The 23,450-nt window shown below is 49.9% G+C and carries 20 protein-coding genes; 10 read left to right on the top strand and 10 right to left on the bottom strand.

The annotated features are described in order from the left end of the window. Positions 1 to 15: 15 nt before the first annotated feature. The 6 genes from pstS (at position 16) to ABU178_RS18875 (ending at position 5,926) form a co-directional block, all read left to right on the top strand. Positions 16 to 1,059 (top strand): phosphate ABC transporter substrate-binding protein PstS, encoded by a 1,044-nt coding sequence (gene pstS, locus ABU178_RS18900; protein ID WP_397217815.1) that lies wholly within the window; start codon positions 16 to 18, stop codon positions 1,057 to 1,059. A gap of 86 nt (positions 1,060 to 1,145) precedes the next feature. Beyond that, entirely contained in the window at positions 1,146 to 2,108 is a 963-nt protein-coding gene (pstC, locus tag ABU178_RS18895; RefSeq protein WP_397217813.1) for a phosphate ABC transporter permease PstC, read from the top strand. Further along, on the top strand, positions 2,105 to 2,992 hold the full coding sequence (pstA, locus tag ABU178_RS18890; protein WP_397217811.1) for a phosphate ABC transporter permease PstA: 888 nt from the start codon (positions 2,105 to 2,107) through the stop codon (positions 2,990 to 2,992). The genes pstC and pstA overlap by 4 nt, the downstream gene beginning before the upstream one ends. A gap of 48 nt (positions 2,993 to 3,040) precedes the next feature. Beyond that, complete coding sequence (pstB, locus tag ABU178_RS18885) at positions 3,041 to 3,814, top strand: phosphate ABC transporter ATP-binding protein PstB (RefSeq protein ID WP_312240117.1); 774 nt, start codon at positions 3,041 to 3,043, stop codon at positions 3,812 to 3,814. 17 nt (positions 3,815 to 3,831) lie between these two features. Then, complete coding sequence (phoU, locus tag ABU178_RS18880; protein ID WP_397217809.1) at positions 3,832 to 4,566, top strand: phosphate signaling complex protein PhoU; 735 nt, start codon at positions 3,832 to 3,834, stop codon at positions 4,564 to 4,566. A 121-nt stretch (positions 4,567 to 4,687) separates the two neighbouring features. Continuing rightward, positions 4,688 to 5,926, top strand: coding sequence for an MFS transporter (locus tag ABU178_RS18875; protein WP_397217807.1), 1,239 nt, complete (start codon positions 4,688 to 4,690; stop codon positions 5,924 to 5,926). Positions 5,927 to 5,974: 48 nt separating this feature from the next. On the opposite strand, the gene yieH is transcribed toward ABU178_RS18875, so the two are convergent. After that, positions 5,975 to 6,634 carry a 6-phosphogluconate phosphatase gene (gene yieH / locus ABU178_RS18870; RefSeq protein ID WP_397217804.1) on the bottom strand — a complete coding sequence of 220 codons (660 nt, stop codon included), beginning with the start codon at positions 6,632 to 6,634 and terminating at the stop codon, positions 5,975 to 5,977. A 151-nt stretch (positions 6,635 to 6,785) separates the two neighbouring features. Between yieH and ABU178_RS18865 the strand changes: the two genes are divergently transcribed. After that, a complete protein-coding gene (locus ABU178_RS18865) occupies positions 6,786 to 8,099 on the top strand; it encodes an NCS2 family permease (RefSeq protein WP_397217802.1) in 1,314 nt (437 codons plus the stop codon). Positions 8,100 to 8,137: 38 nt separating this feature from the next. Here ABU178_RS18865 and ABU178_RS18860 read toward each other — a convergent pair whose 3' ends face one another. From ABU178_RS18860 to tssF, 9 genes are all read right to left on the bottom strand, one after another. After that, positions 8,138 to 8,893: a 4'-phosphopantetheinyl transferase family protein gene (locus tag ABU178_RS18860; RefSeq protein ID WP_397217800.1), complete on the bottom strand. Its 756-nt coding sequence runs from the start codon at positions 8,891 to 8,893 to the stop codon at positions 8,138 to 8,140. A gap of 261 nt (positions 8,894 to 9,154) precedes the next feature. Next, positions 9,155 to 9,646 (bottom strand): DcrB-related protein, encoded by a 492-nt coding sequence (locus tag ABU178_RS18855; protein ID WP_397217798.1) that lies wholly within the window; start codon positions 9,644 to 9,646, stop codon positions 9,155 to 9,157. A 29-nt stretch (positions 9,647 to 9,675) separates the two neighbouring features. Next, positions 9,676 to 11,307, bottom strand: a complete 1,632-nt coding sequence (locus ABU178_RS18850; RefSeq protein WP_397217891.1) for an OmpA family protein — start codon at positions 11,305 to 11,307, stop codon at positions 9,676 to 9,678. Then, entirely contained in the window at positions 11,307 to 11,942 is a 636-nt protein-coding gene (locus ABU178_RS18845) for a hypothetical protein (protein WP_397217797.1), read from the bottom strand. The genes ABU178_RS18850 and ABU178_RS18845 overlap by 1 nt, the downstream gene beginning before the upstream one ends. Further along, positions 11,936 to 13,270: a GlcNAc-transferase family protein gene (locus ABU178_RS18840; protein WP_397217795.1), complete on the bottom strand. Its 1,335-nt coding sequence runs from the start codon at positions 13,268 to 13,270 to the stop codon at positions 11,936 to 11,938. The genes ABU178_RS18845 and ABU178_RS18840 overlap by 7 nt, the downstream gene beginning before the upstream one ends. Before the next feature lie 22 nt (positions 13,271 to 13,292). Beyond that, positions 13,293 to 14,303 carry a fimbrial protein gene (locus ABU178_RS18835; protein WP_397217794.1) on the bottom strand — a complete coding sequence of 337 codons (1,011 nt, stop codon included), beginning with the start codon at positions 14,301 to 14,303 and terminating at the stop codon, positions 13,293 to 13,295. Positions 14,304 to 14,308: 5 nt separating this feature from the next. Further along, positions 14,309 to 15,427 (bottom strand): ImpA family type VI secretion system protein, encoded by a 1,119-nt coding sequence (locus ABU178_RS18830; protein WP_397217792.1) that lies wholly within the window; start codon positions 15,425 to 15,427, stop codon positions 14,309 to 14,311. Positions 15,428 to 15,483: 56 nt separating this feature from the next. After that, positions 15,484 to 16,518, bottom strand: a complete 1,035-nt coding sequence (gene tssG / locus ABU178_RS18825; protein ID WP_397217790.1) for a type VI secretion system baseplate subunit TssG — start codon at positions 16,516 to 16,518, stop codon at positions 15,484 to 15,486. After that, complete coding sequence (gene tssF / locus ABU178_RS18820; protein ID WP_397217788.1) at positions 16,518 to 18,398, bottom strand: type VI secretion system baseplate subunit TssF; 1,881 nt, start codon at positions 18,396 to 18,398, stop codon at positions 16,518 to 16,520. The genes tssG and tssF overlap by 1 nt, the downstream gene beginning before the upstream one ends. Before the next feature lie 841 nt (positions 18,399 to 19,239). Here tssF and tssH point away from each other — a divergent pair. From tssH to ABU178_RS18805, 3 genes are all read left to right on the top strand, one after another. Beyond that, on the top strand, positions 19,240 to 21,909 hold the full coding sequence (tssH, locus tag ABU178_RS18815) for a type VI secretion system ATPase TssH (RefSeq protein ID WP_397217786.1): 2,670 nt from the start codon (positions 19,240 to 19,242) through the stop codon (positions 21,907 to 21,909). Between the two features lie 93 nt (positions 21,910 to 22,002). Next, the gene (locus tag ABU178_RS18810; protein ID WP_397217784.1) at positions 22,003 to 22,548 is read left to right on the top strand and encodes a fimbrial protein; all 546 of its coding nucleotides are present in this window, start codon (positions 22,003 to 22,005) and stop codon (positions 22,546 to 22,548) included. Between the two features lie 108 nt (positions 22,549 to 22,656). Then, entirely contained in the window at positions 22,657 to 23,418 is a 762-nt protein-coding gene (locus tag ABU178_RS18805; protein ID WP_397217782.1) for a molecular chaperone, read from the top strand. The last annotated feature ends 32 nt before the right edge of the window (positions 23,419 to 23,450 follow it).

Below are 23,450 nucleotides of genomic sequence, written 5' to 3'. Positions count from 1 at the left end.
TCCCCTGGAGGGAATATGACACTGATGCGTAGCACCGTAGCCCGAATCCTCACCGCCACCCTCGCTGTAAGCGCGGTTTCTGCCTTTGCAGCCACCGACCTGACCGGTGCTGGCGGGACGTTCCCGGCGCCGGTTTATGCCAAGTGGGCAGCAGAATATCAGCAAGCCACCGGTAGTAAAGTTAACTACCAGGGTATCGGTTCGTCAGGTGGCGTGAAGCAGATTATCGCCAAAACTGTCGACTTTGGTGCGTCTGATGCGCCGCTGAAAGATGAAGACCTGCAGAAAAATGGCCTGTTCCAGTTTCCGACCGTAATCGGCGGCGTGGTGTTGGCAGTCAACCTGCCGGGCATCAAATCGGGCGAACTGACGCTGGACGGCAAAACCGTTGGCGACATCTACCTCGGTAACATCAAGAAGTGGAACGACCCGGCGATCGCCAAACTGAACCCGAACGTTAAGCTGCCTTCTACCAACATCAACGTGGTTCGTCGCGCTGACGGTTCCGGCACCTCTTTCGTCTTTACCAGCTATCTGGCGAAAGTGAACGAAGAGTGGAACAGCAAAATCGGCAAAGGCAACACCGTTAACTGGCCGACCGGTCTGGGCGGTAAAGGTAACGACGGCGTAGCCGCATTCGTGCAGCGTCTGCCTGGCTCCATTGGCTACGTTGAGTATGCCTATGCCAAGCAGAACAACCTGACTTACACCAGGTTGCTTGATGCAGATGGCAAACCGGTTGCGCCGAACGAGCAGAGCTTCAGCAATGCCGCAAAAGGCGCCGACTGGAGCCAGTCTTTTGCCCAGGATCTGACCTATCAGAAAGGCAATGACGCCTGGCCTATTAGCTCCACCACTTTCATCCTGGTTTACAAAGATCAAGCGAATGCTGATAAAGGTAGTGAAGTGCTGAAGTTCTTTGACTGGGCTTACAAAAACGGCGGCAAGACAGCCACCAGCCTGGATTACGCCACGCTGCCTGATTCGGTCACCGAGCAGATCCGTGCAGCCTGGAAATCCAATATCAAAGACAGCTCCGGCAAAGCGCTTTACCAGTAATGGCATACCAGAGGCCGAATCCGTTCGGCCTGTTACAACGGGCGGCATTGATGTCGCCCTGACTTCCTCTGAATACTGAGACTTCTATGGCTGCTACTAAGCCGACGTTCAAAGCGCCGGGCAAGCAAGGGGACATCATTTTCGGTGCGCTGGTTAAGCTGGCTGCGCTGGTTGTGCTATTGCTGCTGGGCGGCATCATCGTCTCCCTGATCATCTCTTCCTGGCCGAGCATTCAGAAATTTGGTTTCTCGTTTCTCTGGACCAAAACCTGGGATGCGCCCAACGAACAATTTGGCGCGCTGGTACCGATCTACGGTACTGTCGTGACCTCCATCATCGCGTTGGTTATCGCCGTGCCGGTGAGTTTCGGCATCGCCCTGTTCCTGACCGAACTGGCGCCGGGCTGGCTGCGTCGTCCGCTGGGCACCGCCATCGAGCTGCTGGCGGCGATTCCGAGCATTGTTTATGGCATGTGGGGACTGTTTATCTTCGCCCCGCTGTTTGCTGAATATTTTCAGACGCCGGTCGGCGATGTGATGGCCAATATTCCGATTATCGGCGAGCTGTTCTCCGGCCCCGCCTTCGGCATCGGCATTCTCGCGGCGGGCGTGATCCTCGCTATTATGATCATCCCTTATATCGCTTCGGTGATGCGCGATGTTTTCGAACAGACGCCGGTGATGATGAAAGAGTCGGCCTATGGCATCGGCTGCACCACCTGGGAAGTGATCTGGCGCATCGTGCTGCCCTTTACCAAAAACGGGGTGATTGGCGGCGTAATGCTGGGGCTGGGTCGCGCGCTGGGTGAAACCATGGCGGTGACCTTTATCATCGGTAATACCTACCAGCTCGATAACGCCTCGCTGTTTATGCCGGGCAACAGCATTACCTCGGCGCTGGCGAACGAATTTGCCGAAGCGGAATCGGGCGTTCATGTGGCGGCGCTGATGGAGCTGGGGCTGATCCTGTTTGTGATTACTTTTATCGTGCTGGCGATTTCCAAGCTGATGATTCTGCGCCTGGCGAAAAGTGAAGGAGCGCGTTCATGACGACGATAGAAATGCAGGCGCGTGCTGAATTGCAGGCGTCACGCCGTAAAATGCAATCCTGGCGCAGCGTCAAGAACAAAATTGCCCTGACGCTGTCGCTGCTGACCATGGCGTTTGGCCTGTTCTGGCTGGTCTGGATCCTCTATACCACGCTGGCGCGCGGCATCGATGGTTTGTCGCTGTCGCTGTTTACCGAATCGACGCCGCCGCCGAATACCGCGGGCGGCGGGCTGGCGAATGCGCTGGCGGGCAGCGGACTGCTTATTGTTTGGTCAACGGTGATTGGCACCCCGCTGGGCATTATGGCTGGCATCTATCTGGCTGAATATGGCCGTAAATCCTGGCTGGCCGAGGTGATTCGTTTTATTAACGATATCCTGCTGTCAGCACCGTCAATTGTGGTCGGTCTGTTTGTCTACACCCTGGTGGTAGCGAAAATGCAGCACTTTTCCGGCTGGGCGGGCGTGATTGCGCTGGCGCTGTTGCAGGTGCCGATCGTCATCCGTACCACCGAAAACATGCTGCGTCTGGTGCCGGATAGCATGCGCGAAGCGGCCTATGCGCTGGGCACGCCGAAGTGGAAGATGATTTCCGCCATTACGCTGAAAGCTTCCGTGTCGGGCATTATCACCGGCGTGCTGCTGGCTATTGCCCGTATTGCCGGCGAAACCGCCCCGCTGCTGTTTACGTCGCTCTCGAATCAGTTCTGGAGCACCGACATGATGCAGCCGCTGGCGAACCTGCCGGTCACCATCTTCAAATTCGCTATGAGTCCTTTTGCCGAGTGGCAGAGCCTGGCCTGGGCGGGCGTGTTGATTATTACCCTGTGCGTGCTGCTGCTGAATATTGTAGCGCGCGTGATTTTCGCCAAAGGCAAACACTAATTTATTTCCGGCGCGGCCAGTGGCGGCGCTGCACAAGAGAGATGAGCAATGAGTATGGTAAATTCAACTCCCGGAAAAATTCAGGTTCGTGATTTGAACTTCTATTACGGGAAATTCCATGCCCTGAAAAACATCAACCTGGAGATTGCCAAAAACCAGGTGACGGCATTTATCGGACCTTCCGGCTGCGGCAAATCGACGCTGCTGCGTACCTTCAACAAAATGTATAACCTCTACCCCGATCAGCGTGCTGAAGGGGAGATTTTGTTGGATGGTGATAATATTCTGGCTTCTCATCAGGATATCGCCCTGCTGCGCGCCCGCGTCGGCATGGTGTTTCAGAAGCCGACGCCGTTTCCGATGTCGATTTATGACAACATCGCCTTTGGCGTACGCCTGTTTGAAAAGCTTTCCCGCGCCGATATGGACGAACGCGTGCAGTGGGCGTTGACCAAAGCGGCCCTGTGGACAGAGACCAAAGACAAGCTGCACCAGAGCGGTTACAGCCTTTCCGGCGGCCAGCAGCAGCGTCTTTGCATTGCGCGCGGCATCGCTATCCGCCCGGAAGTATTGCTGCTTGATGAGCCTTGCTCTGCCCTCGACCCGATCTCCACCGGTCGCATCGAAGAGCTGATCACCGAGCTGAAGCAGGACTACACCGTGGTGATTGTGACGCACAATATGCAGCAGGCGGCGCGCTGTTCCGATCATACCGCCTTTATGTATCTGGGCGAGTTAATCGAATACAGCGACACGGATACGCTGTTCACCAAGCCGCACCAGAAACAGACTGAAGATTACATCACCGGCCGTTACGGCTGATTTGACGGGAGAGACACATGGATAACCTGAATCTGAATAAACACATCTCCGGTCAGTTCAACGCTGAGCTGGAACATATCCGCACCCAGGTGATGATCATGGGTGGGCTGGTGGAGCAGCAGCTCACCGACGCGATTACCGCCATGCACAATATGGATGGCGAACTGGCGCAGCGCGTGATCGACGGCGACCAGAAGGTCAACATGATGGAAGTGGAGATTGATGAGTCATGCGTACGCATCATCGCCAAGCGCCAGCCTACCGCCAGCGATTTACGTCTGGTGATGGCGATCATCAAAACCATTTCTGAGCTGGAGCGTATCGGCGACGTAGCGGAGAAGATCAGCCGCACCGCGCTGGAGAAGTTTGGTCAGCAGCATCAGCCGTTGCTGGTGAGCCTTGAGTCGCTGGGCCGCCACACCGTACAAATGCTGCATGATGTGCTGGATGCTTTTGCCCGCATGGATCTCAACGCGGCGATCGAGATTTATCGCGAAGATAAGAAAGTCGATCAGGAGTATGAGGGTATTGTCCGTCAGCTGATGACTTACATGATGGAAGATCCGCGCACCATTCCCAGCGTGTTGACTGCGCTGTTTTGCGCGCGCGCCATCGAGCGTATCGGTGACCGCTGCCAGAACATCTGCGAAATCATCTTCTATTTCGTTAAGGGTCAGGATTTCCGTCACGTTGGCGGCGATAAGCTGGATCAGCTGCTGGCGGGAGAAGATGGCGGCAGCAAGCCCGCCTGATGCTGGTTTTGCCGTGATCCTGTTAACGCAGAATCACGGCTCTACCTGATGATTGCTGTCTGGATTGTCCGACACCCCCTCTTTATACTTGACGCACTTTTCTCGTATCAGGTGCTGATCGATGTCAATTTCTACAAGCAGCAAGCGGAGCGTGACGCCTGGCAGAGCCATGTTGGCGGCCATCAGCGGCTACGCCATGGATGGTTTCGATCTGCTCATCCTCGGCTTTATGCTGCCTGCCATCAGCCTGTCACTGGCGCTTGATCCCGCGCAGGCCGGATCGCTGGTTACCTGGACATTGATTGGCGCGGTAGTGGGCGGCATCGTCTTTGGACATCTCAGCGATCGTTTTGGCCGTATTCGCGTGTTGACCATCACCATCTTGATGTTTTCTGTCTTTACCGGCCTCTGCGCTGTGGCGCAGGGGTATTGGGATCTACTGGCTTACCGGACACTGGCGGGCGTAGGGCTTGGCGGTGAATTTGGTATTGGTATGGCATTGATTGCCGAAGCCTGGCCAGTGGAAAAGCGCAATCGTGCATCGGCCTGGGTAGGAATCGGCTGGCAGCTCGGCGTGCTGCTGGCGGCCTTTATTACGCCGCCGCTGCTGAATATGATTGGCTGGCGCGGCATGTTTTTGGTTGGCTTGATGCCTGCCATCGTCTCTTTCTTCATTCGTCGCAGCATGGGCGAACCGGAAGGCTATACGCGACAGGTACGTCATGTTCCCCTACTTTCGTTCCCGGCGCGCCTGAAGCTTCTGTTCCGCGATCGCGCCACCAGTAAAGCGAGCCTCGGGATTCTCATTCTCTGTTCGGTGCAAAACTTTGGCTATTACGGATTGATGATCTGGATGCCTGGCTATCTGTCGTCCAGCTTTGGCTTCAGCCTGACGAAATCTGGCCTCTGGACAGCCGTGACGGTTGTGGGCATGACCTTTGGCATCGGGCTGTTTGGCGTGCTGGCCGATCGCTTTGCCCGCTGGAAAATTTTCCTGATCTATCAGTTCGGGGCCGTGGTGATGGTAATCATCTACGCGCAGCTCCGCGATCCCACAGTGATGCTGTTTACCGGCGCGCTGATGGGAATGTTTGTGAACGGTATGATTGGCGGCTACGGTGCGCTGATCTCTGATACTTTTCCGCCGCAGGCGCGGGCTACCGCGCAAAACGTATTGTTTAACCTGGGGCGCGGCGTCGGGGGATTCGGTCCGCTGGTTATCGGTCTGCTGGCAGCAAAACTCTCTTTCGTTGCGGCGATTACGCTGTTAGCGCTGATCTATTTGCTGGATATTGTCGCTACGCTGTTCCTGCTACCAAAGAAGCAGAGCAAAGAAGATACATTGGGCGCGATCGGCTAGAAAGGGAAACCGCAGAAGCTTTCCCTTTCCGGCGGCAAACAGCACGCTTCAGGCAATAGCCCAGCCTCGCTCGCGCCACAGCGCGGGCAGCTGCGCCATATCATCGAAGCGGGTTACCAGAGGGTGTTCGATAGGCGGATTATGCGTATCGGCGCAGTAGTAGAAAACCGGAATACCGGCGGCGATGCCCGCGCGCGCGCCTGCTTCAGAATCATCAATCAAAACGCAGTGCTCAATGGAAACCTGCATCTTTTCCGCGGCGTGATACATCAGCGCCGGATCGGGTTTCCAGCGCGCAATATCATAGCCGCTGAATAACCGGTCATCAAAAAAGCTCAGCATTTTCGTCAGGCCCAGCGAGTGCTGCATCTTCTTCACCGTGCCGTTGGAAACCACGCACATCGGCACTTTTACCTGCTCCAGCAGCGTTTTTGCGCCCTTAATGGGTTGCAAATGAAGATCAAACAGACGGGCCACCTCCTGGCGGTAGGCGCTTTCCACTTCCTGTTGCGGTAAGTCAGCCTGATGCGTCTCGCCTACGTCGTCTATGATGTCGTACAGCTTCACGCCTTTATATTTTTCAAACATTTCCTGCAGCGAGCATTCGATACCATAAAGGGCGAAGGTATTGACGTAAGCCTGGGTGCAGAGCATTTCGCTGTCTACCAGCGTGCCGTCGCAATCAAAAAACAGACATTTCACGGTCATCAGACGCAATCCTGTTGGTTATGGGCTTTACCACACTGTAACGCAATACACGTGGAATGCGACCCCGGCAACCGATGGCGAAAAATCAGTGTGCAGCAGGCGCAAAATCTATAGGATACGCGGCGATAAGTTTTTCTTTTGGATAGATGTCATGAGTAAACAGGCCCTTTTACAGCGTGTGTTCAGGCTACAGGAACACGGCACGACGGTGCGGACAGAGGTGATTGCAGGCTTCACCACTTTTCTCACCATGGTCTATATCGTTTTCGTTAACCCGCAGATTCTGGGCGCGGCCGGTATGGATACCCAGGCGGTATTTGTCACTACCTGCCTGATCGCCGCCTTCGGCAGTATCCTGATGGGACTGGTTGCCAATCTGCCGGTCGCTTTAGCGCCGGCGATGGGGCTGAATGCCTTTTTCGCCTTCGTAGTGGTAGGGGCGATGGGCTATTCCTGGCAGGTCGGTATGGGCGCCATCTTTTGGGGAGCGCTCGGTCTGTTAATCCTGACGCTGTTGCGCGTGCGCTACTGGATGATCGCCAATATTCCGCTCAGCCTGCGTGTGGGTATTACTGCGGGTATTGGTCTGTTTATCGCGATGATGGGATTGAAAAATGCCGGCATCATCGTGCCCAATGCCGATACGCTGGTCTCTGTGGGCGATCTCACCTCGCACAGCGTGCTGTTGGGGGCGCTGGGTTTCTTTATTATCGCCGTTTTGGCCTCGCGCAATATACATGCTGCGGTACTGGTATCGATTGTGGTGACGACCGCGATTGGCCTGCTACTGGGCGACGTAAAGTTCACCGGGGTCTTTTCTGCACCGCCATCGATCACGGCGGTTGTGGGTCAGGTGGATTTGAAAGGCGCGCTGAATATCGGCATGGCGGGTGTGATTTTCTCCTTTATGCTGGTTAACCTGTTCGACTCCTCTGGCACCCTGATTGGCGTGACCGATAAAGCGGGCCTGACGGATGAGAAAGGCACCTTCCCGCGCATGCAGCAGGCGCTCTACGTTGACAGCATCAGCTCGGTAACCGGCGCACTGGTCGGCACCTCTTCCGTCACCGCCTATATTGAAAGCTCTTCCGGCGTGGCGATTGGCGGACGCACCGGCCTGATGGCGGTGGTCACCGGCATTCTGTTCCTGCTGGTGATCTTCCTCTCGCCGCTGGCGGCGATGGTGCCGGGCTATGCGGCGGCTGGCGCATTGATTTACGTTGGCGTCCTGATGACCGCCAGCCTGTCACGCGTATGCTGGGACGATCTGACCGAAGCGGTGCCCGCCTTCGTGACGGCGGCCATGATGCCGTTCAGCTTCTCCATTACCGAAGGCATTGCGCTGGGCTTTATTGCTTATTGCGTGATGAAGCTGGGCACCGGCCGCTGGCGTGAAATCAGCCCGTGCGTTGTGGTGGTTGCGCTACTCTTCGTGCTCAAAATTGCCTTTGTTGACGCACACTGATTAACAATCGGGCGGGCCGTCATCGGCTCGCCTGATAATTAATAGTCGACTTCCTGCGGCATAGCGCGCTCGCCTGGCAAGCTGGTCAGCCTTAAGGTGCGTGGACCCATGTTCGGCTTATTCAGCTCCAGCTCGCGCAGTACCTTCCATTCATGATAGCGATCGATTTCCCAGAGATGCAGACGCTCGGTAGCGGGCGATAAGGCACATGACCAGACTAATGTCGGTTCGGTATCGCATATTGCCTGGATATCGGAATAACGCGTCGAGCGCAGGCGCCCCCAGGCGGGATGCAAACGCAGTGAATTTTCATCGTTTTCCGTTTCACCGATCAGCTTGCAAACGCTCTGACGCAGCGTCCAAATCTGCGTAACGGCTTCCATAAAGTCCTGCTGCGCGTTGATCCAGGTTTTTTCTGCGGAAGAGAGTCCCTGCAACAAATTTTCTTGTGTCTGACGGCTGTGGGCGCGCACGATTTCCATATCCAGCCCGGCGCGCTCGCCTTCTTCAGCCAGCAGGACGCCCACCATGTTGCCTGCATAGGCGATATTGAAGTCGGGCAGCTCGGGATCGGCAAAACAGGGACGTCCGCTGGCGCTGGTAATGAGGGCGGGCAAGGTAGTAATGCCATATACCCGACGCAGCAGTTCAGCCAGCATCAGGCGTGCAGCAATAAAACGATCGCGGCGTTTATCGCTAAGCTGCCGGGCGCTGTCCACTACCTCCTGAGGCAGAGTCAAATCCCCGGCCAGCATCTCCGGGTTACACATCCATCGTACAAAATGACTGGCCATCTTTTCACTCCGGAAAATGAGAGGCAAACACACAACAGCAGCATTGTAAGAATTTTCTTGGCGTTTTGCATTCAGATTTAATTTATAACGCTTTCTTAAAATTTAATGCCATGCTTACAGGGTTAGAAAATCCTTTCCTGCCATGAGATAAGTGCGTAACCTTTCTGAATTATACTTCTCCGGCTGCGACAGCATTATTAAAAAGTAATAAAATTCAAAAATCTGCCCGGAAAATTATCATTCATTTGCCGGGCAAGTTTGCTAAATATCAACCTTCAGTGGTGAGGTAAAAGGCTTGAAGGAATTAATAATCTTTACGTAGTGCTTACGTTGATATTCTGTAAATTCATTAGTGGTATTAAGTGTAAAAACAATGATGTGATTGCTGTTCGGATTAGTTATTTTATGGTAGGGAAGCTGGATAATCGACTGTACCTGCCTGTTCCATTCGCCCTCATAGAGATATTTATTAGCAACCTGAATCACCGGTAATTTCAGGGGGCCGATTTCATTTTTCAGCATTTTCCCTTCCATCTCAAAGGCAGGCAGCCTGTCGCGCAGCGCATCCATCTCTTGTTCACAATATTGTTCGGCTGTTTGCTCATCGTCCAGAAAAGCACGATTGATGACGATGTTGTATTCTTTTTGGTCTGGATCGCGATACCTTAAAATATTGACACTTTCCTCCAGTGCGGGCGCATCAGTTATAAAGGTCCCTTCATAAAGGGTATAAGTTAAATTTTTTATACTCATACGAAACTACTCTTCTGCTTTTATAGTGTTTAAGGTAAAGGTCTTATTTCAACGCGTCGGTTGAGCTTCCGGCCATCTTCAGTGAAGTTTGTCGCAACAGGGCGGGCATCAGCAGCCCCTTTGGTAATAAATTGGTTTTCAGATGAATGCGTTTCTTTGATTAACCAATCGCGTACGGCTATAGCCCTGTCCAGTGATAGCTGCTGGTTGAGCTCAGGTGTCCCGGTATTATCAGAGTGTCCGGTGATCAAAAATCGGACCTCTGGATTTTTTCTGATTAAGGGAATTAATTCGGTTAAGGTCTTTTCACTATCTGGCGTCAGGACGGCGCTGCCCCTGGCGAACAGGGAGATCGACTGATAAAGGGGGACGGCATAAAATTTTGCTATTTCGTTTTCAGTATCAGTTAATAGTTTTTCACAGGTTGATCGGGTAAATAAAATCAGATTCAACAGAGAATTTTCTACACAGGCCACTAAGTGAGTTTTGTCCTGTTTAATGGCCGTCATCCTGGCAGTTTTTTCAGCCATAGCAGCGACATTGAGGTTTTCGAACTGATAAAGGTTTTCCCGTGCTTTTGAGATTCTTTCACTCTGTCTCCATACGCTAAAAAGCAGCAAGAATGCGAGAAATATTGCTGCTGCATAGCTTCCGATAAACCAGGGATTAGCTGCCTTTGACGCTGTTGTTAGCGGCACGATGGTTTTCGGCTCCTGCTGCCGTTTCGCTGGAAGCAGTAAACCAGGCAATGGCGGACGTGAAACGGAGGAGGACAGGCCCGGCAATAGCCCGTATTTATCACATATCCAGTTAGACCAGGCGCCATGTCGGCTAAATCCATACCCGTGATCGGCAACCAATATGCGGCTCAGCTTCAGCGGCCCTGTCGCGTCGAAAAAAGTCTGCAGGCTGGCAATGATTTTCGTTTCATTCATCCATGAAAATAGCAGGGTCATCATGGCGTTGCGTTGTTCAACATGGCAGGGCTCGCCGTTGTGGCTGAGTTGGGCGTCATGCATCATTGTCTCTATAGCATCGGTTACCCGCATTTCCGTTCGTTGTGACAGATCGATGTTACCTGACCAAAAGACATAGTCAGGATTATGGGATTTCCTCTCATGGCTCAGCCGGGCGTAGATCGCCAAAATACAGGGAAGTTTTTCAGCGACGTTCAGACAAAACAGCGAATTTTTCCAGGCCGTAAGTTGAGAAATTATAATGGATTCATTATCAAAACCATCCGGTAAAAAGGGAAAATAGAGCGAAACCTCAAGGGGCTGCCCGGTTTCGTGTAATTTTTCCAGACGGTACGCGATATCTGTGGCCGAGGGCGTCAGCAGCCAGGTGATTTGGTGATCGAAACGACTGCCGAGAGTAGCTGGTTGTTTATCAAACCAGCGCGCAGCCCAGGGACCCGTAATCAGAATGACGATTTTAGGCAGAACCGTTATTAGCTGTTCAGACGGAGGCTCTACCCTGGCTTCTGGTTTATCACTGGCAAAGCTGGATTTTAGCGGCATAAGCAGCATAAATAACGGAATGATAAAGAGCCACCAGGGGAGAACTGACCGGGATAAAATAAAGATGGCAGTAAGACTAAGAGAGGCGAGCAAGAAAATCGCCAGCGTGGCAGCTTTGATTTTTTTATCTTTAATAACCATCACAACAAGCTTCCCAGATAAAAAATGCTCAGTATCCATAACATAATTAAAGCAGCGAGCAGGCCTGCACCTTCAGGCAGCGCAATACGATGGCGCAGTGGCGCAGAAACAGGCAGCGCTGATAACGGCTCAGATGGCTCAATTATTGAATGCGGCAATACTGGCGTCGATTTAACCGGGCCTGAATCCGGTGCTAAATGGGCCGGAACGTTGGCCAGTGCTGCTATTAACGCTTTATCCTGTGGAGCCAGCGTAGAATAAAGCAGAGCGATGCGGCAGGCGTAGCGCTTTGCAGGCTGGCAAGCATTCTCCAGCATTTCAGTAAAAACCACGGCAAAATGATCTTCGCCGCTCTTATGTCCATACAGCGCATGCTCCAGCGAATAATCACCCCAGCTAAAGAATTTGCGATCCAGTCGGGTCTCGGTGTGTTTATCTAACCAGAGCGTAATAAGCCAGCAAAGCCGTTGAACATCTGCATCTGCAACGCATTCTTTGTGCAGGCAAATCTGAAGTTGCCTTATCAGCCGCACCATTTTCTGCTGAAAAGCAGAAAAAGAGGGAATAATTCCGTTAAAAGAAAGAAGCGTATTGATGCTGATGATTTTTTTTATATAAAAATCACTGTTTACCATTTTATCTCTACCGCCTCTCCCCAGCTGGAATCTGGAAAACAGGGGATCATCCTGATAATTTCAGGGATATAGCAGGGGTAAGTAGTGAATTTAATTTCTAATGTCACTTTACCTTCCACTGCGGAGTCGAACTTTTGTTTGAGTTCTTCTGCTGTAAATACCAGCTCATCAATTAGATGTTTTCTGCTGTTGAATACCGTAACATGCCAGTGTTCGATCTGTTCAGGTGAGAACAGAAGCTTGTCTTTATCAATAATAATTTTTTTCTGATAGGGTGAGACAAGCCTTTCCTCCCATTTTTCTTTGTTAACCGGTGGGGTGGAGAAGAAATTAATACGTTCTTCACTAATTACTTCAGGCTGAACTGCGTGCTTTTTAAAGCTTATTCCGCTGGCATATTCAAATTCACGCAGAGAACGCACTGACCCTGGCGCATAAATACCCAGCTCGCAATTGTTATCTTTTTTTATATCAAAAAAATGACGCAGTCTTTTGTTTGAAAGGCAGTTCCTCTCCCACCAGATCATCTCAACTTGACCATTTTTTTTAGCCTCCTTATTATGGTCATCCCAAACCTTTACATTCTTACGATTGTAATAATGCCACAACAAAATTCTGTGTGGCGTATAAATATCATAACCATGGGTAAAAGCTCTGGCAGACATCATAATTTCTTCGCCGCAAAAAAATATTTGCGGGTCGTTTGGCACTTCTTTTACAAACGAGCCTTCAGCAAAGATAAATCCGCCTGCGAGATACATGCTGCGCACAGGGGTATCACTGCTATATGACACAGGGAAAGTGATAGGGATACTGTCATCATTGAACTTCAGAAAGGCTATTCTGCTGATCTGATCAATTTTAAGCCTCTCCTCTTCATTAGCCGGGTCATAACCTGTCGGATAATGCGAAAGCACCGGCTTAGCGCTTTTTTCTTTCAAGCTTGTCAACAATACGATCATTTCACTATCCCAACTCTCTATAAAGCGACAGTGAGAATCAATCTGTAAAAAATACGCTTCATTGTCGTAACACTTTTCCGCCATGTTTCTGGCCCAACAGGCACCCTGGCTACGGTGATATCTCACATTAATAATGTCAATGCGCGCCCCGTTAAGTTTGTATTCCAGCAGTTCAAAGTCATTCAGCATGGATGTATTGATTAGCTTCATGCCTGCCTGCAGAAATATCTCTGTACTTTCATTGTTTTGCCAGCATACGGCAACATGTAACTTTTCTGGCGAAGCAGCCTGGCTAACCAGGTTTTTTATCGTCGGGACTAATTCCGGGTCCCGATAGCTGGCGATGCTGGCAAATATCCGAAACATATCTGACTAAAATCCCTTTTGTTTAATTAATGGTAAACGTAATCTGCGCTTGTGCTTTGAAAGCGCCGCTAACAGGACGAACGCCAGGCATTACCGGGAATAAAATCGCTTTCCAGTTGAATTTTGCTTGCGAACCCGATGCAGTATTGCTTTTTATCTCAAATGAATCCGCTCTGTTTAACAACAGTTCTTTTCCCTTGCTGTCCTGAATTTTTATTCCCAGAGCGTTGATGGATCCTGACGCATCCTGGACTTTGATATACTTCGAATCGGAGGAGGGCGTATCGGTATTAATATGAGCAGAAGCTGAGTAAGTGCCGTAATCGGTTTTACAGTTTATATAAAAATCTAGCGGCTTTTCTATTCCCTCTGTGGTCAGCGTACGCGAAGTCACGTGACCATAATCAATGTTGATGGTTTCGCTGACGTTACAGACTGGCGTGCTGACTATTTTTATATCATTAATATAAAGTTTTAAAGTCTGGTTAGCGGGGGTTTTATATTCAATCCAGTAATAAAGCAAATCGCCCGCAGACAGCACGATATTTCCGCTTTTATCAGATAACTTCAAATTTTCATTACTCTTGTAAAATTCTAGCCCAAAAAGGGATGCCTCGGGAACGTTTATCCTGCATTTCATGGTTGGCTCAGTGACATCACAGGGGCCATCTTGTTCTCTTGGGAAATAGCCATATGCGACGCCGTTTGAAAATACAGGCCTGACTCTTATTCCGGGAACCGATGTGGCATAGGAGTTATTTTGGGGATCGAAGCCGGTTAAATAATAAACGTCTCTCCCAACTTTATAACCTTTTTCACAGTTAATCCAGCTGACTTTTGTACCTAACCTCGGTGTTTCTGCTTTATAAAACGGCACAGACATATCCGCAGCAGCATCCGCATCTATTTTAAGCGTTATCGGCGGCAGCGTCATCGTTTGGTTTCCTGCATACGCAGGATCTAAATAGCAGATAGCCTGTACATGATGGGCGAAAAATAAACAAATAAGCAATATAAGATTTCTTCCTGACATGGTGATTACTCCTCGTTGCTTTGATGATCGTTTCCTTCCAGCCTGGCGATCATTTCTGAAGGTAAATGTTTAACTAATTCCGTAAAGCGCATTCCAATCATTTTTTCAGTAAACTCCAGCAATAAAATAACCGGACTACTGGGTTCTTTGCTGATAAACCAGGCCCTCACTTCCTGCAGGCGAGAAAGGGCGTCGGCGCGAGTAGCTAATGGTTGCACCCGCTGCGCCGCCATTATTTCAGGCTGCGGCGCATCGCTATATTCAGGGGTAACGTGACAGGCTTCGTCTGTGGTGCTGGTTACGACGGTATCATTTTCCGTTTCTTTGGCTTGATATGGATCTTGTTCAGGGGCTGGCTGTGGCATTGATTCATCGGTAATACAGATTGCCGGATCCTCTTTCGCCTGTTGTATGGACTTAGCGCCTGTAAAAATTTTTAAAATGTTTTCTAAAGCTGAGAACGTTGGGGCTTGTTCACCCAGCATCTCATTCAGCATCGCTTTCAGTTCTTTAAGGCAGTAGCCAGCTTGCTGTAATGCAGCAATTTCCCGATCGTTGCGTTTTTGCCATTCATCAAGCATGGCGTTAATTTGCGCGTCGGAAAATTCACTTCCTTCATGCTGCGTCAGTTTGGATTTTTCCAGCGCTTTTATCGTGATCTGCATCCCCAGTGCTCGGGGAAGCTCTTTTTGACGCAGGTCAGCAAGAAATCCCTGGTTATCTTCCAGTTCAGCTAACGCATTGGCGCGGATAACGGGTTCAAATTCTCCTTCATCAATGAGCTGAGGGTAGAGATCGTCGGGAAACTGCTTCAACAGTCGCAGCAGCGTGATCAGACCTTCCTCAACAGCAATAAGCCCAACCTGGCGTAGCCGACATCGCATCAGCGCGATAATTAACCTGATATCTTTACTGCGGCCGATAAGTTTTAAACAGTCGCTTTCGATTTCACGCCAGTTAAGCGGTTCCGGCGCCTCAACAAAGTTGCCATATTCGATTTCCTGCCGGGGTTGTAGCCTGGACTGTAAAAGAATAAAGTCCGCTTCGTAATCAAGCGGCTGTCCACAGGGCGCGTCCCCTGGGAGCGGCTGCAGCGCAGCATCAAAATATCCGTTTTTTTGCATCATCGTTTCCTTGTTTCTTTTCTGACGCGCTTCCAATGCGCAATGCAATTCAAATGCTATTGGTAATATTCCGGTTCGAAACTCATCCCTTTTACCGGCGTTTTGTTTTCATCTCTCTCAAGCCATGCCGCATAGCCCAGTTGATGCGTGCCATCCAGGGTCGCTTCAGGAATCTCGTCAGCGGCCAGAACCAGCTGTACATCCCATGCATATTCCAAACCGATAAAGTTACGCACCCATTCGCGCAAAACAGGTAAATCATTCCCCCAGGGGCTGAACAGAACATACTGTCTGAAATTCAATGGACCCAGCACCAGCCTGAATTTGTGCTGCTTGTCCTGAATCGCATTGCCCAGAATAGCGTCGTCGCCCAGCAGCGCGGCAGAGGAAAAATCGCCCAGGCTGCTCTGCTCGTTCTTGTCTAAATAGATCCATTGTTCAACGTATTCCTCTATCCTCACCGGGATATCGAAATAGTAAGTGAGCGCGCCTGCCAGCCCTTCCGGGTTACGTGCTTCACGGATTAAATGCGAGGTTGATGCAAGACGAGGGTGAACAGGCAGCAACGAGTCGGCAATATCTTTTGGATCCAGGCCGGCCAGGCTACCCGTATAAAAGGCGAAGCGTTCATCCGACTTTCTGTCGAGCGAAGCCGTATCCTGAGAAATAAACCATGCCCGGTAAAACAGAGACAGCGCACGATGGTGGAAAATGTTAACGAAATTCGTCAACGTTCGATCCTGATGTTCCGACCAGGCATAGGCTTGTTCAGAAAAATGCAGGGGCATCGCCCCTTGCGGCCCCCATATCCCCAGACTGAACAGATCAACTTCCAGCTTGCCTTCCGTTTCCCTGATACGGGCAATTTCACGCGGCGCGAAAGCCAATTGCGCAATCTGACCCAGGCGAAAAGGTTCCTGGAAAGGACGGATCGCTTTGCCTGGCGCGGGCATATCCGGCATACGGGCGGCCATGGCGCGCATCAGGCTGACAAAGCTGGTTTCCCAGGGGAAATTTTGCTGATACCAGTCGGAAAACAAAGAGACATCCTGACGGTTTGACGGTATCGAATTCGTGGGCTGCTGATCCATTACAGACAACCTCTTTTTCCCGGGCGCGCATTCCAGCGCCCGACTAACCCTCGCTGCATGGACTGCAGCGCCGTTTCGGTAAAAATATTGATCGCAGCGTGGCGTGAAAAATAGTTTTCCAGAACCAGGCCAAACAGGTAAGGGCTTATGCCAGAAAAACCTTCTTCATCTACAGTCAATACACAGCGCACGCCACGGCCATAAACCAGCAACCCTTTTCCAGGCAGGCGTCGAATCACCGGCTCTGTTTTACATCCTACAAGGCTGTTTACCTGCGATAACGAAACGTGATCCGCAGCATTAATAAACAGACGCAGCATGTTGCGCAGCGACTCGCCGCCCGACTTATGCTCCATATCAGACAGAGGCAAATAGTTAAAGCTGAGTTGACGAATCAAACGCCAGGCAGCTTCACCTGTTGCAAAAGGAGGGCGCGGGGCGCTGGGCTGGCTAAGAAAGGTCGCAGCATGAATGGGAACGGCATCCGACATGATCAGATCTGGCATGCCGTTATGCATAAGCAAGCGTGGCAGATCCCGATTAGTAACCAGCGCCTCAACGGAAAGATAGCGAATATTCTCACTCCATGGCGCTTCGTTCTGATCAACCAGAGAAACAAACATTTCCGTTCCCAGATAAGGCGTACGGGTGTCATATTTACGACGATTGTTCTGCTTAATTCTGGGTTCTCTTTTAACAGAAAAGTAGCGGCCAGCATTACCGATATCGCTGTGTTTCATCTGAAAGAGCGGGTTAAAAAGCACTTCTTCGCTTTTCTCCGCCTGTTGTCCCATTACCTTGCGGATGGCGAACACCTCATAATCCACCGGACGACTGCGATCGGGCACGACATGAAAATCATTTTGCGCACGATTGATCTCGATTTTATCCACCCGCTTCGGGAACAGATTAATGACGGGCGTGCAGAAAAGCAGGAACCTGTTAGCGTCAACGTGACCAATCAAATTTTGTGGTAGGCGATCCAGTAACAGGATGATTTCCATTTCCGAACCGGGATTATTCCTGGTGCCTCTGTTCAGCTGATTTAGCGTGAAAAAGTAAAAGCGCTGGCGGCAGGAAAAATACTCATGAACCAGATTATGGCCATGAAACATATTCCACTCCAGAGGCAACAGGGATTGGTCAGGCTGAAAACCTTCATAACTGACGGCATCCCGGCTAATGATCTCATCAACCGTTTTTTCCTGCTGAACATGGCGAATAATCATCGCGACATGACCGCTATGAATCAGTTCAAAAATATGGGAAACAACGCTCTCTTCACCATTAATATAGAGAGGTAGCCTGTCCAGTCTTTCAAGCTGGGAAAAAGATTTATCGCCCTGAAGTTTGAGCTTCAGACGTAGAGCGCCCTTCAGGCGCGAATAGGATATGCGATGCTTTTCCAGATTAGGAATATCTGGCGGAACAGAGGTCAGCCGCGCTTCGGTGATTTCCATGGGCCAGAGCGTCACCTCATTGCTGTTGCGGAATTCACAGCGCGACATTTCTCCGGGTGGGATGCGTGAAAAGAAAGCGCTGTCGCGAGGGATAGCATAGCCCTGGGTTAAATCCCCTTCATTCATATTCGGTATAAGTTGGACCACACCCATTGACGGCGTCGGCGCGTTATAATTGGGATAGACAATGTCCAGCAAACGTTGCGTAAAGCGAGGGAACTCGGCATCCAGCTTTAGTTGCGTACGGGCAGCCATGAAGCAGAAAGCCTCAATTAAGCGTTCGACATAGGGGTCAGCAACTTCTATTCCCTGCATTCCAAGTCGGCTGGCTATTTTTGGATGTTTTTGCGCAAACTCACCGGCCATTTCCCGCATAAAGGTGAGTTCCTGATTATAAATATCAAGAAATTTCTGATCCACTTACGTTCCCTTGTAATACTGCTGGTCCAGCCTGGACTGCAAATTTGTGCTTACGTTACCTTTACAATAAATTAAAAAATACGCTGTTTTTTAAATTTCACTTAGTCAAATAATGATCGGTTTTGTGAGTTTACCTGAATATTTTTTTCAGCATAAGGATAAATTATTTTGTTTATTATATTTAATGAGTACATTGTTGATTTCCGGGTTTGGCCGGCATTGACAACAGGATTCAACCGGAGGGAAAAGTCCAGGCGGAAAAAAGAAGCCAGATTTATCCTCTGGAATGTTTAGAAAATCTATTGGTTTTCGCTTTTTGTTCTGACACTCAGGCGAAAACAATAGCAAACTTTTCTCTTATATCATGCTCAACCTGCTCAGACAATAGTTACTCAGGCACGGTTTTATGTTCCGCCTGCTGAGATGCTCTCTTTATAATCGCCATTATGCCCCGACCATTTTGTTATAAAGTTGGGTGGAGTTGCTAATTCTTTTTCTTGCGCGTTTTTTAATAAAAACAGCCAACGGGTAAAGTTAAATAATTTGAATTTTAATTATTTTGTTTTTATAAGTTATTTTAAATATCTATACTTTCCTTATTGTTTAATAAAATTAATAATAAATTGGGTGGGTTGTTTTTTTAGAAATCTATAAATGAAATGATTGAAAAAAGTATTGCTTTTTACAAAAGAGAATTTATTATTCTTCGGTGACAGCACGTTGCTTTTTTAGTTTTAGGGATGTAATTCGCTAAGTGATTTAATCACCGTTGTTGCTTTGAATGGATTTATCTGTCGTAACCGGATCATTACGACCTTTATTAAAGGGATTTGGTATAAATATGGCTTTTAGTCGAAAAAACCTTTTCGGAAAGCTGGACGTTACGCTTTTCAAAAGCATCGAAAGCGCTACCACCTTCTGCAAATTGCGTGGCAACCCTTACGTAGAGCTGGTTCATTGGATAAACCAGCTCTGGCATCAGGGCGACAGTGATTTTAAACAAATTTTGCGCTTTTTCGAAGTTGATATCGATGTTATGGAGCGCGGCCTGGCGCAGGCTTTGGCTCGCTTGCCGACAGGCGCCAGCAGTATCTCCGATTTTTCATACCATATCGAACTGGCTATCGAGCGCGCCTGGATTTATACCAGTCTCGAATGTTCGGAAAGTCGTATTCGCAGCGGCCATTTGTTAATGGCTATGCTCACCACGATGGAGCTGCGTCGCGCGCTTTTTGCCATCTCTTCGGCTTTCGAGCGCATTGCGCTCGAGCAACTAACCAAGAATTTTCAATACATTACCCGCGAATCGCCAGAGGCGCATGAAATGGCTTCAGACGGCAGCGCGCTTGTCGAAGCGTTGCCTGGCGAAGCGAGCGGGGCGTTGAACATGGGCAACAAGCAGGCGGGGCTGGCGCAATATTCCACTGACCTGACTGCGCTGGCGCGTGAAGGGAAAATCGATCCTGTTATCGGCCGTGAAACTGAAATCAGCACCATGATCGATATTTTGCTGCGTCGCCGACAGAACAATCCTTTGTTAACCGGTGAAGCGGGCGTCGGTAAAACCGCGGTTGTAGAAGGACTGGCGCTTGCCATCGTGGCTGGCGACGTACCGCCAGCGCTCGCTTCCGTGCGTTTATTGACATTGGATGTTGTTGCGCTCTCCGCTGGGGCAAGCATGAAGGGCGAGTTCGAGGCGCGTCTGAAAAACGTGCTGGAAGAAGCACTCGCCTCGCCCGAACCGGTAATTCTGTTTATCGACGAGGTGCACACGCTGGTCGGCGCAGGCGGCGCCGCTGGCACAGGCGATGCGGCGAACCTGTTAAAACCCATGCTGGCGCGAGGACAATTACGCACCATTGGCGCCACGACATGGAGCGAGTTCAAGCGTCATATCGAAAAAGATCCTGCACTAACGCGCCGTTTCCAGGTTCTTCAGGTTCATGAACCTTCTGAAGAGGTGGCGACCTCCATGCTGCGTGGTCTGGTGCCAATGCTGGAAAAACATCATGGCGTCTGGATCATGGATGAAGCTCTGCAGGCTGCTGTCAGACTTTCCCATCGTTATATTCCTGCACGCCAGTTGCCTGATAAGGCGATTAGTCTGTTGGATACGGCATGCGCCCGCGTGGCTGTAGCGCAGTTCGCACTGCCGGCAGAGCTGCAGCAGATTAAATTCAAAACGCAGACGGCGGCAACGGAACGTGCATTGGTCGCGAAAGCGATCAATTTCGGTAAGGGAGAGGGCGAGCGGCTGGAAAAATTGGACAGCCATATCGCTGAAAATACCCGCCAGGCTGATGTATTAAGCCAGCGCTGGCAGGAAGAGCGTGAAATAGTGGCTGCGCTGGTGGCGACGCGCCAGGCGCTGGATAAGACGATAATTGCGGACGCTGCTGATTCAGGCGCTATCCAGGAGCAACGCCAACGGCTGGCGGAACTGGAGTCCCGGTTAAATGCTATTCGCGCTGAGCAGCCACTGATTCAGGCTGAGGTGAATGCTGAGGTCATCGCCAGCATTGTGGCTGACTGGACAGGCATTCCGGTCGGACAGATGCTGAAGGATGAAACCCGTTCCGTGATGGAACTGCCTCAGCATCTTGCCGAACGCGTTATCGGTCAACAACATGCACTGCAGTTGATCAGCGAAAGCATACAAACCGCGCGGGCAGGTCTTGCCGACCCTAATAAGCCAACCGGCGTATTTATGCTGGTAGGGCCTTCTGGCGTAGGTAAAACGGAAACCGCGCTGGCGATCGCCAGCCAGCTTTACGGCGGCGAGCAGAACCTGATTACCATTAATATGAGTGAGTATCAGGAAGCGCATACCGTTTCCTCCCTGAAAGGATCTCCGCCAGGTTATGTGGGATATGGGGAAGGAGGCGTACTCACTGAGGCAGTACGCCGCAGGCCTTACAGCGTGGTGTTGCTGGATGAAGTAGAAAAAGCGCATCCGGATGTGCATGAGCTGTTTTATCAGGTCTTTGATAAAGGCTGGATGGAAGATGGCGAAGGGCGCTATATCGACTTCAAAAACACCATTATTCTGTTAACCAGTAATGCCAGCAGCGATCTGATCACGAATCTGTGCAGCGATCCGGAAACCACGCCGGAAGCAGAAGCATTAAGCAGGACACTGCAAAACGAACTGTTGAAAACTTTCCCTGCGGCTTTTTTGGGACGCGTAAGCATCGTGCCCTATTACCCGCTACAGGACGATTCTCTGGGTTATATTGTACGTTTGCATCTGGATCGTATTGCTAAAAGGCTCAGTCAGCATCACCAGCTCAGGCTGGAATATGCCGATAACGTCGTGGAATATATTGTGAGCCAGTGCGCGGTTGCAGAAACCGGCGCCAGAGTGCTGATTCGTTATATCGAACAGAATATTTTACCTGCAATAAGTCGCTGCGTGTTAAGCAACATGTCACCAGAAGCTAACCAGGTTATCAAACTTTGCCGAGAGGGCGAAAAAGGAATACAGGTTCTCTCAAAAAGGGAGGGTGTATAAAAGGAAAAATCGGGAAGTGAAATAAGGATAGCGCAGACGTTTATTAACGTTCTGCTTAACGTGAAATTTTCTGAATTAAATTAAGGAACGATTATGAAACAATTGAGGTTGGTTATGTGTGTGGCTGCGGCTCTGGGTATGGCGGCAGTGTCTCCAGTACATGCGGCTGCAACGGATGGTAAAGGAACCGTTACTTTTAACGGAAAGCTGATCGCTGAAACCTGTACTCTGGAAGACGATTCTGTCGATATTACCGTTACTTTGCCGACTATGAGTACAAAATCCCTGGCTGTAGCCGGTACTGAAGCGGGATCGAAAAAATTCGACATTAAAGTTAAAGATTGCGAGACGGGTATCAGTAAAGTTGCTGCTCATTTTGAGGCAATTGGCGCATCCGGCCTGAATTCAGTTACCGGCAATATTAAAAATGACTCAGCAATAACTAATCCAGCAAACAATGTTGAAGTACGCCTGTACGATGCCAATCAGGCGCACCTGCCGTTGGGTTCAACCGGTACTCTGTATGATGTTGTCGATAAAAAGGCAACAATGACTTACTACGGCGGCTACTACGCAACGGGAGCAACTACCGCAGGTCTTGTGAAGGCTGTAGCGAAGTTTACGCTTAGCTACCAGTAATAAATAAGCTGAAGCTTTAAGAGTCGTCAGCCATTTCTGGCGGCTCTTATTTCTCTATAAAATTTAATTCGAGAAATTTATTAAGCTGTTTTTTTCACCGGAGCAGACATGAATATCATAAAAACTTTGGCGCTTATTGGCCTTTTATTAATGTCTGATGCTGTTAATGCGGCAATGACCATCAGCGGCACACGTATTATCTTTCCCGGCAATCAAAAAGAACAGGTTGTCCGTACCAATAATAAGGGAAGCAAACCTGCGCTGGTGCAGGTATGGGTTGATGATGGCACCACCAATAAAAATATTAATGAAATGAAAGTGCCTTTTCTGGCTACGCCGCCGGTTTACCGCGTAGAACCGGGTAAAGGGCAGAGCGTTCGCCTGATTTACAACGGCATGACGCTACCGCAAGATCGGGAGTCCGTATTTTGGTTCAATATGATGGAGATTCCCACGGTTAATAAAAGCTCAGAAGATAAGCCCCGTCTGGAACTGGCATTTAACACCAGAATCAAAATTTTCTACCGCCCGCAAAGCCTGTTCAGTAGCAGCTCTGATGAATTTAAAAAACTGACATGGGAAATCTATAAACAAGGGAAGGGAATAACGGTAGGTAATCCTACTCCCTATTATTTTTCCTTTGAAAGTGGTTATGTCATCAAAGGAAATAATAAAAATGAATTAAAAACAGAAATGATCCCACCTTTCTCCAGTAGAGTATTTACGCCAGAAAAAAAAGGGGGAGGAATAGAGGCAACAGCGGAAATTCATTTGCATTTGATTAATGATTACGGTGCAGCTAAAGACATTGTATTAAAATATTATAATAACAAGCCGGTTGTTGAGTCAGCCGAAAATAAAGCCGATTAACGTTTTCCATGAATGTTCAGGCATTTTATTGA

The organism is Pantoea osteomyelitidis (assembly GCF_044342975.1).
Lineage (GTDB): Bacteria > Pseudomonadota > Gammaproteobacteria > Enterobacterales > Enterobacteriaceae > Pantoea > Pantoea osteomyelitidis.
The sequence above is the reverse complement of the archived record's forward strand: the minus strand, read 5'-3'. Positions and strand labels throughout refer to the sequence as shown.

Excerpts from the sequence above, each read along its gene's own strand:
- tssG (WP_397217790.1), bottom strand. The coding sequence starts at position 16,518 with ATGGATCAGCAGCCCACGAATTCGATACCGTCAAACCGTCAGGATGTC.
- pstC (WP_397217813.1), top strand. The coding sequence starts at position 1,146 with ATGGCTGCTACTAAGCCGACGTTCAAAGCGCCGGGCAAGCAAGGGGAC.
- pstS (WP_397217815.1), top strand. The coding sequence starts at position 16 with ATGACACTGATGCGTAGCACCGTAGCCCGAATCCTCACCGCCACCCTC.
- ABU178_RS18805 (WP_397217782.1), top strand. The coding sequence starts at position 22,657 with ATGAATATCATAAAAACTTTGGCGCTTATTGGCCTTTTATTAATGTCT.
- ABU178_RS18835 (WP_397217794.1), bottom strand. The coding sequence starts at position 14,303 with ATGTCAGGAAGAAATCTTATATTGCTTATTTGTTTATTTTTCGCCCAT.
- ABU178_RS18845 (WP_397217797.1), bottom strand. The coding sequence starts at position 11,942 with ATGGTAAACAGTGATTTTTATATAAAAAAAATCATCAGCATCAATACG.
- phoU (WP_397217809.1), top strand. The coding sequence starts at position 3,832 with ATGGATAACCTGAATCTGAATAAACACATCTCCGGTCAGTTCAACGCT.
- ABU178_RS18875 (WP_397217807.1), top strand. The coding sequence starts at position 4,688 with ATGTCAATTTCTACAAGCAGCAAGCGGAGCGTGACGCCTGGCAGAGCC.
- ABU178_RS18830 (WP_397217792.1), bottom strand. The coding sequence starts at position 15,427 with ATGCAAAAAAACGGATATTTTGATGCTGCGCTGCAGCCGCTCCCAGGG.
- tssH (WP_397217786.1), top strand. The coding sequence starts at position 19,240 with ATGGCTTTTAGTCGAAAAAACCTTTTCGGAAAGCTGGACGTTACGCTT.
- yieH (WP_397217804.1), bottom strand. The coding sequence starts at position 6,634 with ATGACCGTGAAATGTCTGTTTTTTGATTGCGACGGCACGCTGGTAGAC.
- ABU178_RS18860 (WP_397217800.1), bottom strand. The coding sequence starts at position 8,893 with ATGGCCAGTCATTTTGTACGATGGATGTGTAACCCGGAGATGCTGGCC.
- ABU178_RS18855 (WP_397217798.1), bottom strand. The coding sequence starts at position 9,646 with ATGAGTATAAAAAATTTAACTTATACCCTTTATGAAGGGACCTTTATA.
- ABU178_RS18850 (WP_397217891.1), bottom strand. The coding sequence starts at position 11,307 with ATGGTTATTAAAGATAAAAAAATCAAAGCTGCCACGCTGGCGATTTTC.
- ABU178_RS18810 (WP_397217784.1), top strand. The coding sequence starts at position 22,003 with ATGAAACAATTGAGGTTGGTTATGTGTGTGGCTGCGGCTCTGGGTATG.
- pstB (WP_312240117.1), top strand. The coding sequence starts at position 3,041 with ATGAGTATGGTAAATTCAACTCCCGGAAAAATTCAGGTTCGTGATTTG.
- pstA (WP_397217811.1), top strand. The coding sequence starts at position 2,105 with ATGACGACGATAGAAATGCAGGCGCGTGCTGAATTGCAGGCGTCACGC.
- ABU178_RS18865 (WP_397217802.1), top strand. The coding sequence starts at position 6,786 with ATGAGTAAACAGGCCCTTTTACAGCGTGTGTTCAGGCTACAGGAACAC.
- ABU178_RS18840 (WP_397217795.1), bottom strand. The coding sequence starts at position 13,270 with ATGTTTCGGATATTTGCCAGCATCGCCAGCTATCGGGACCCGGAATTA.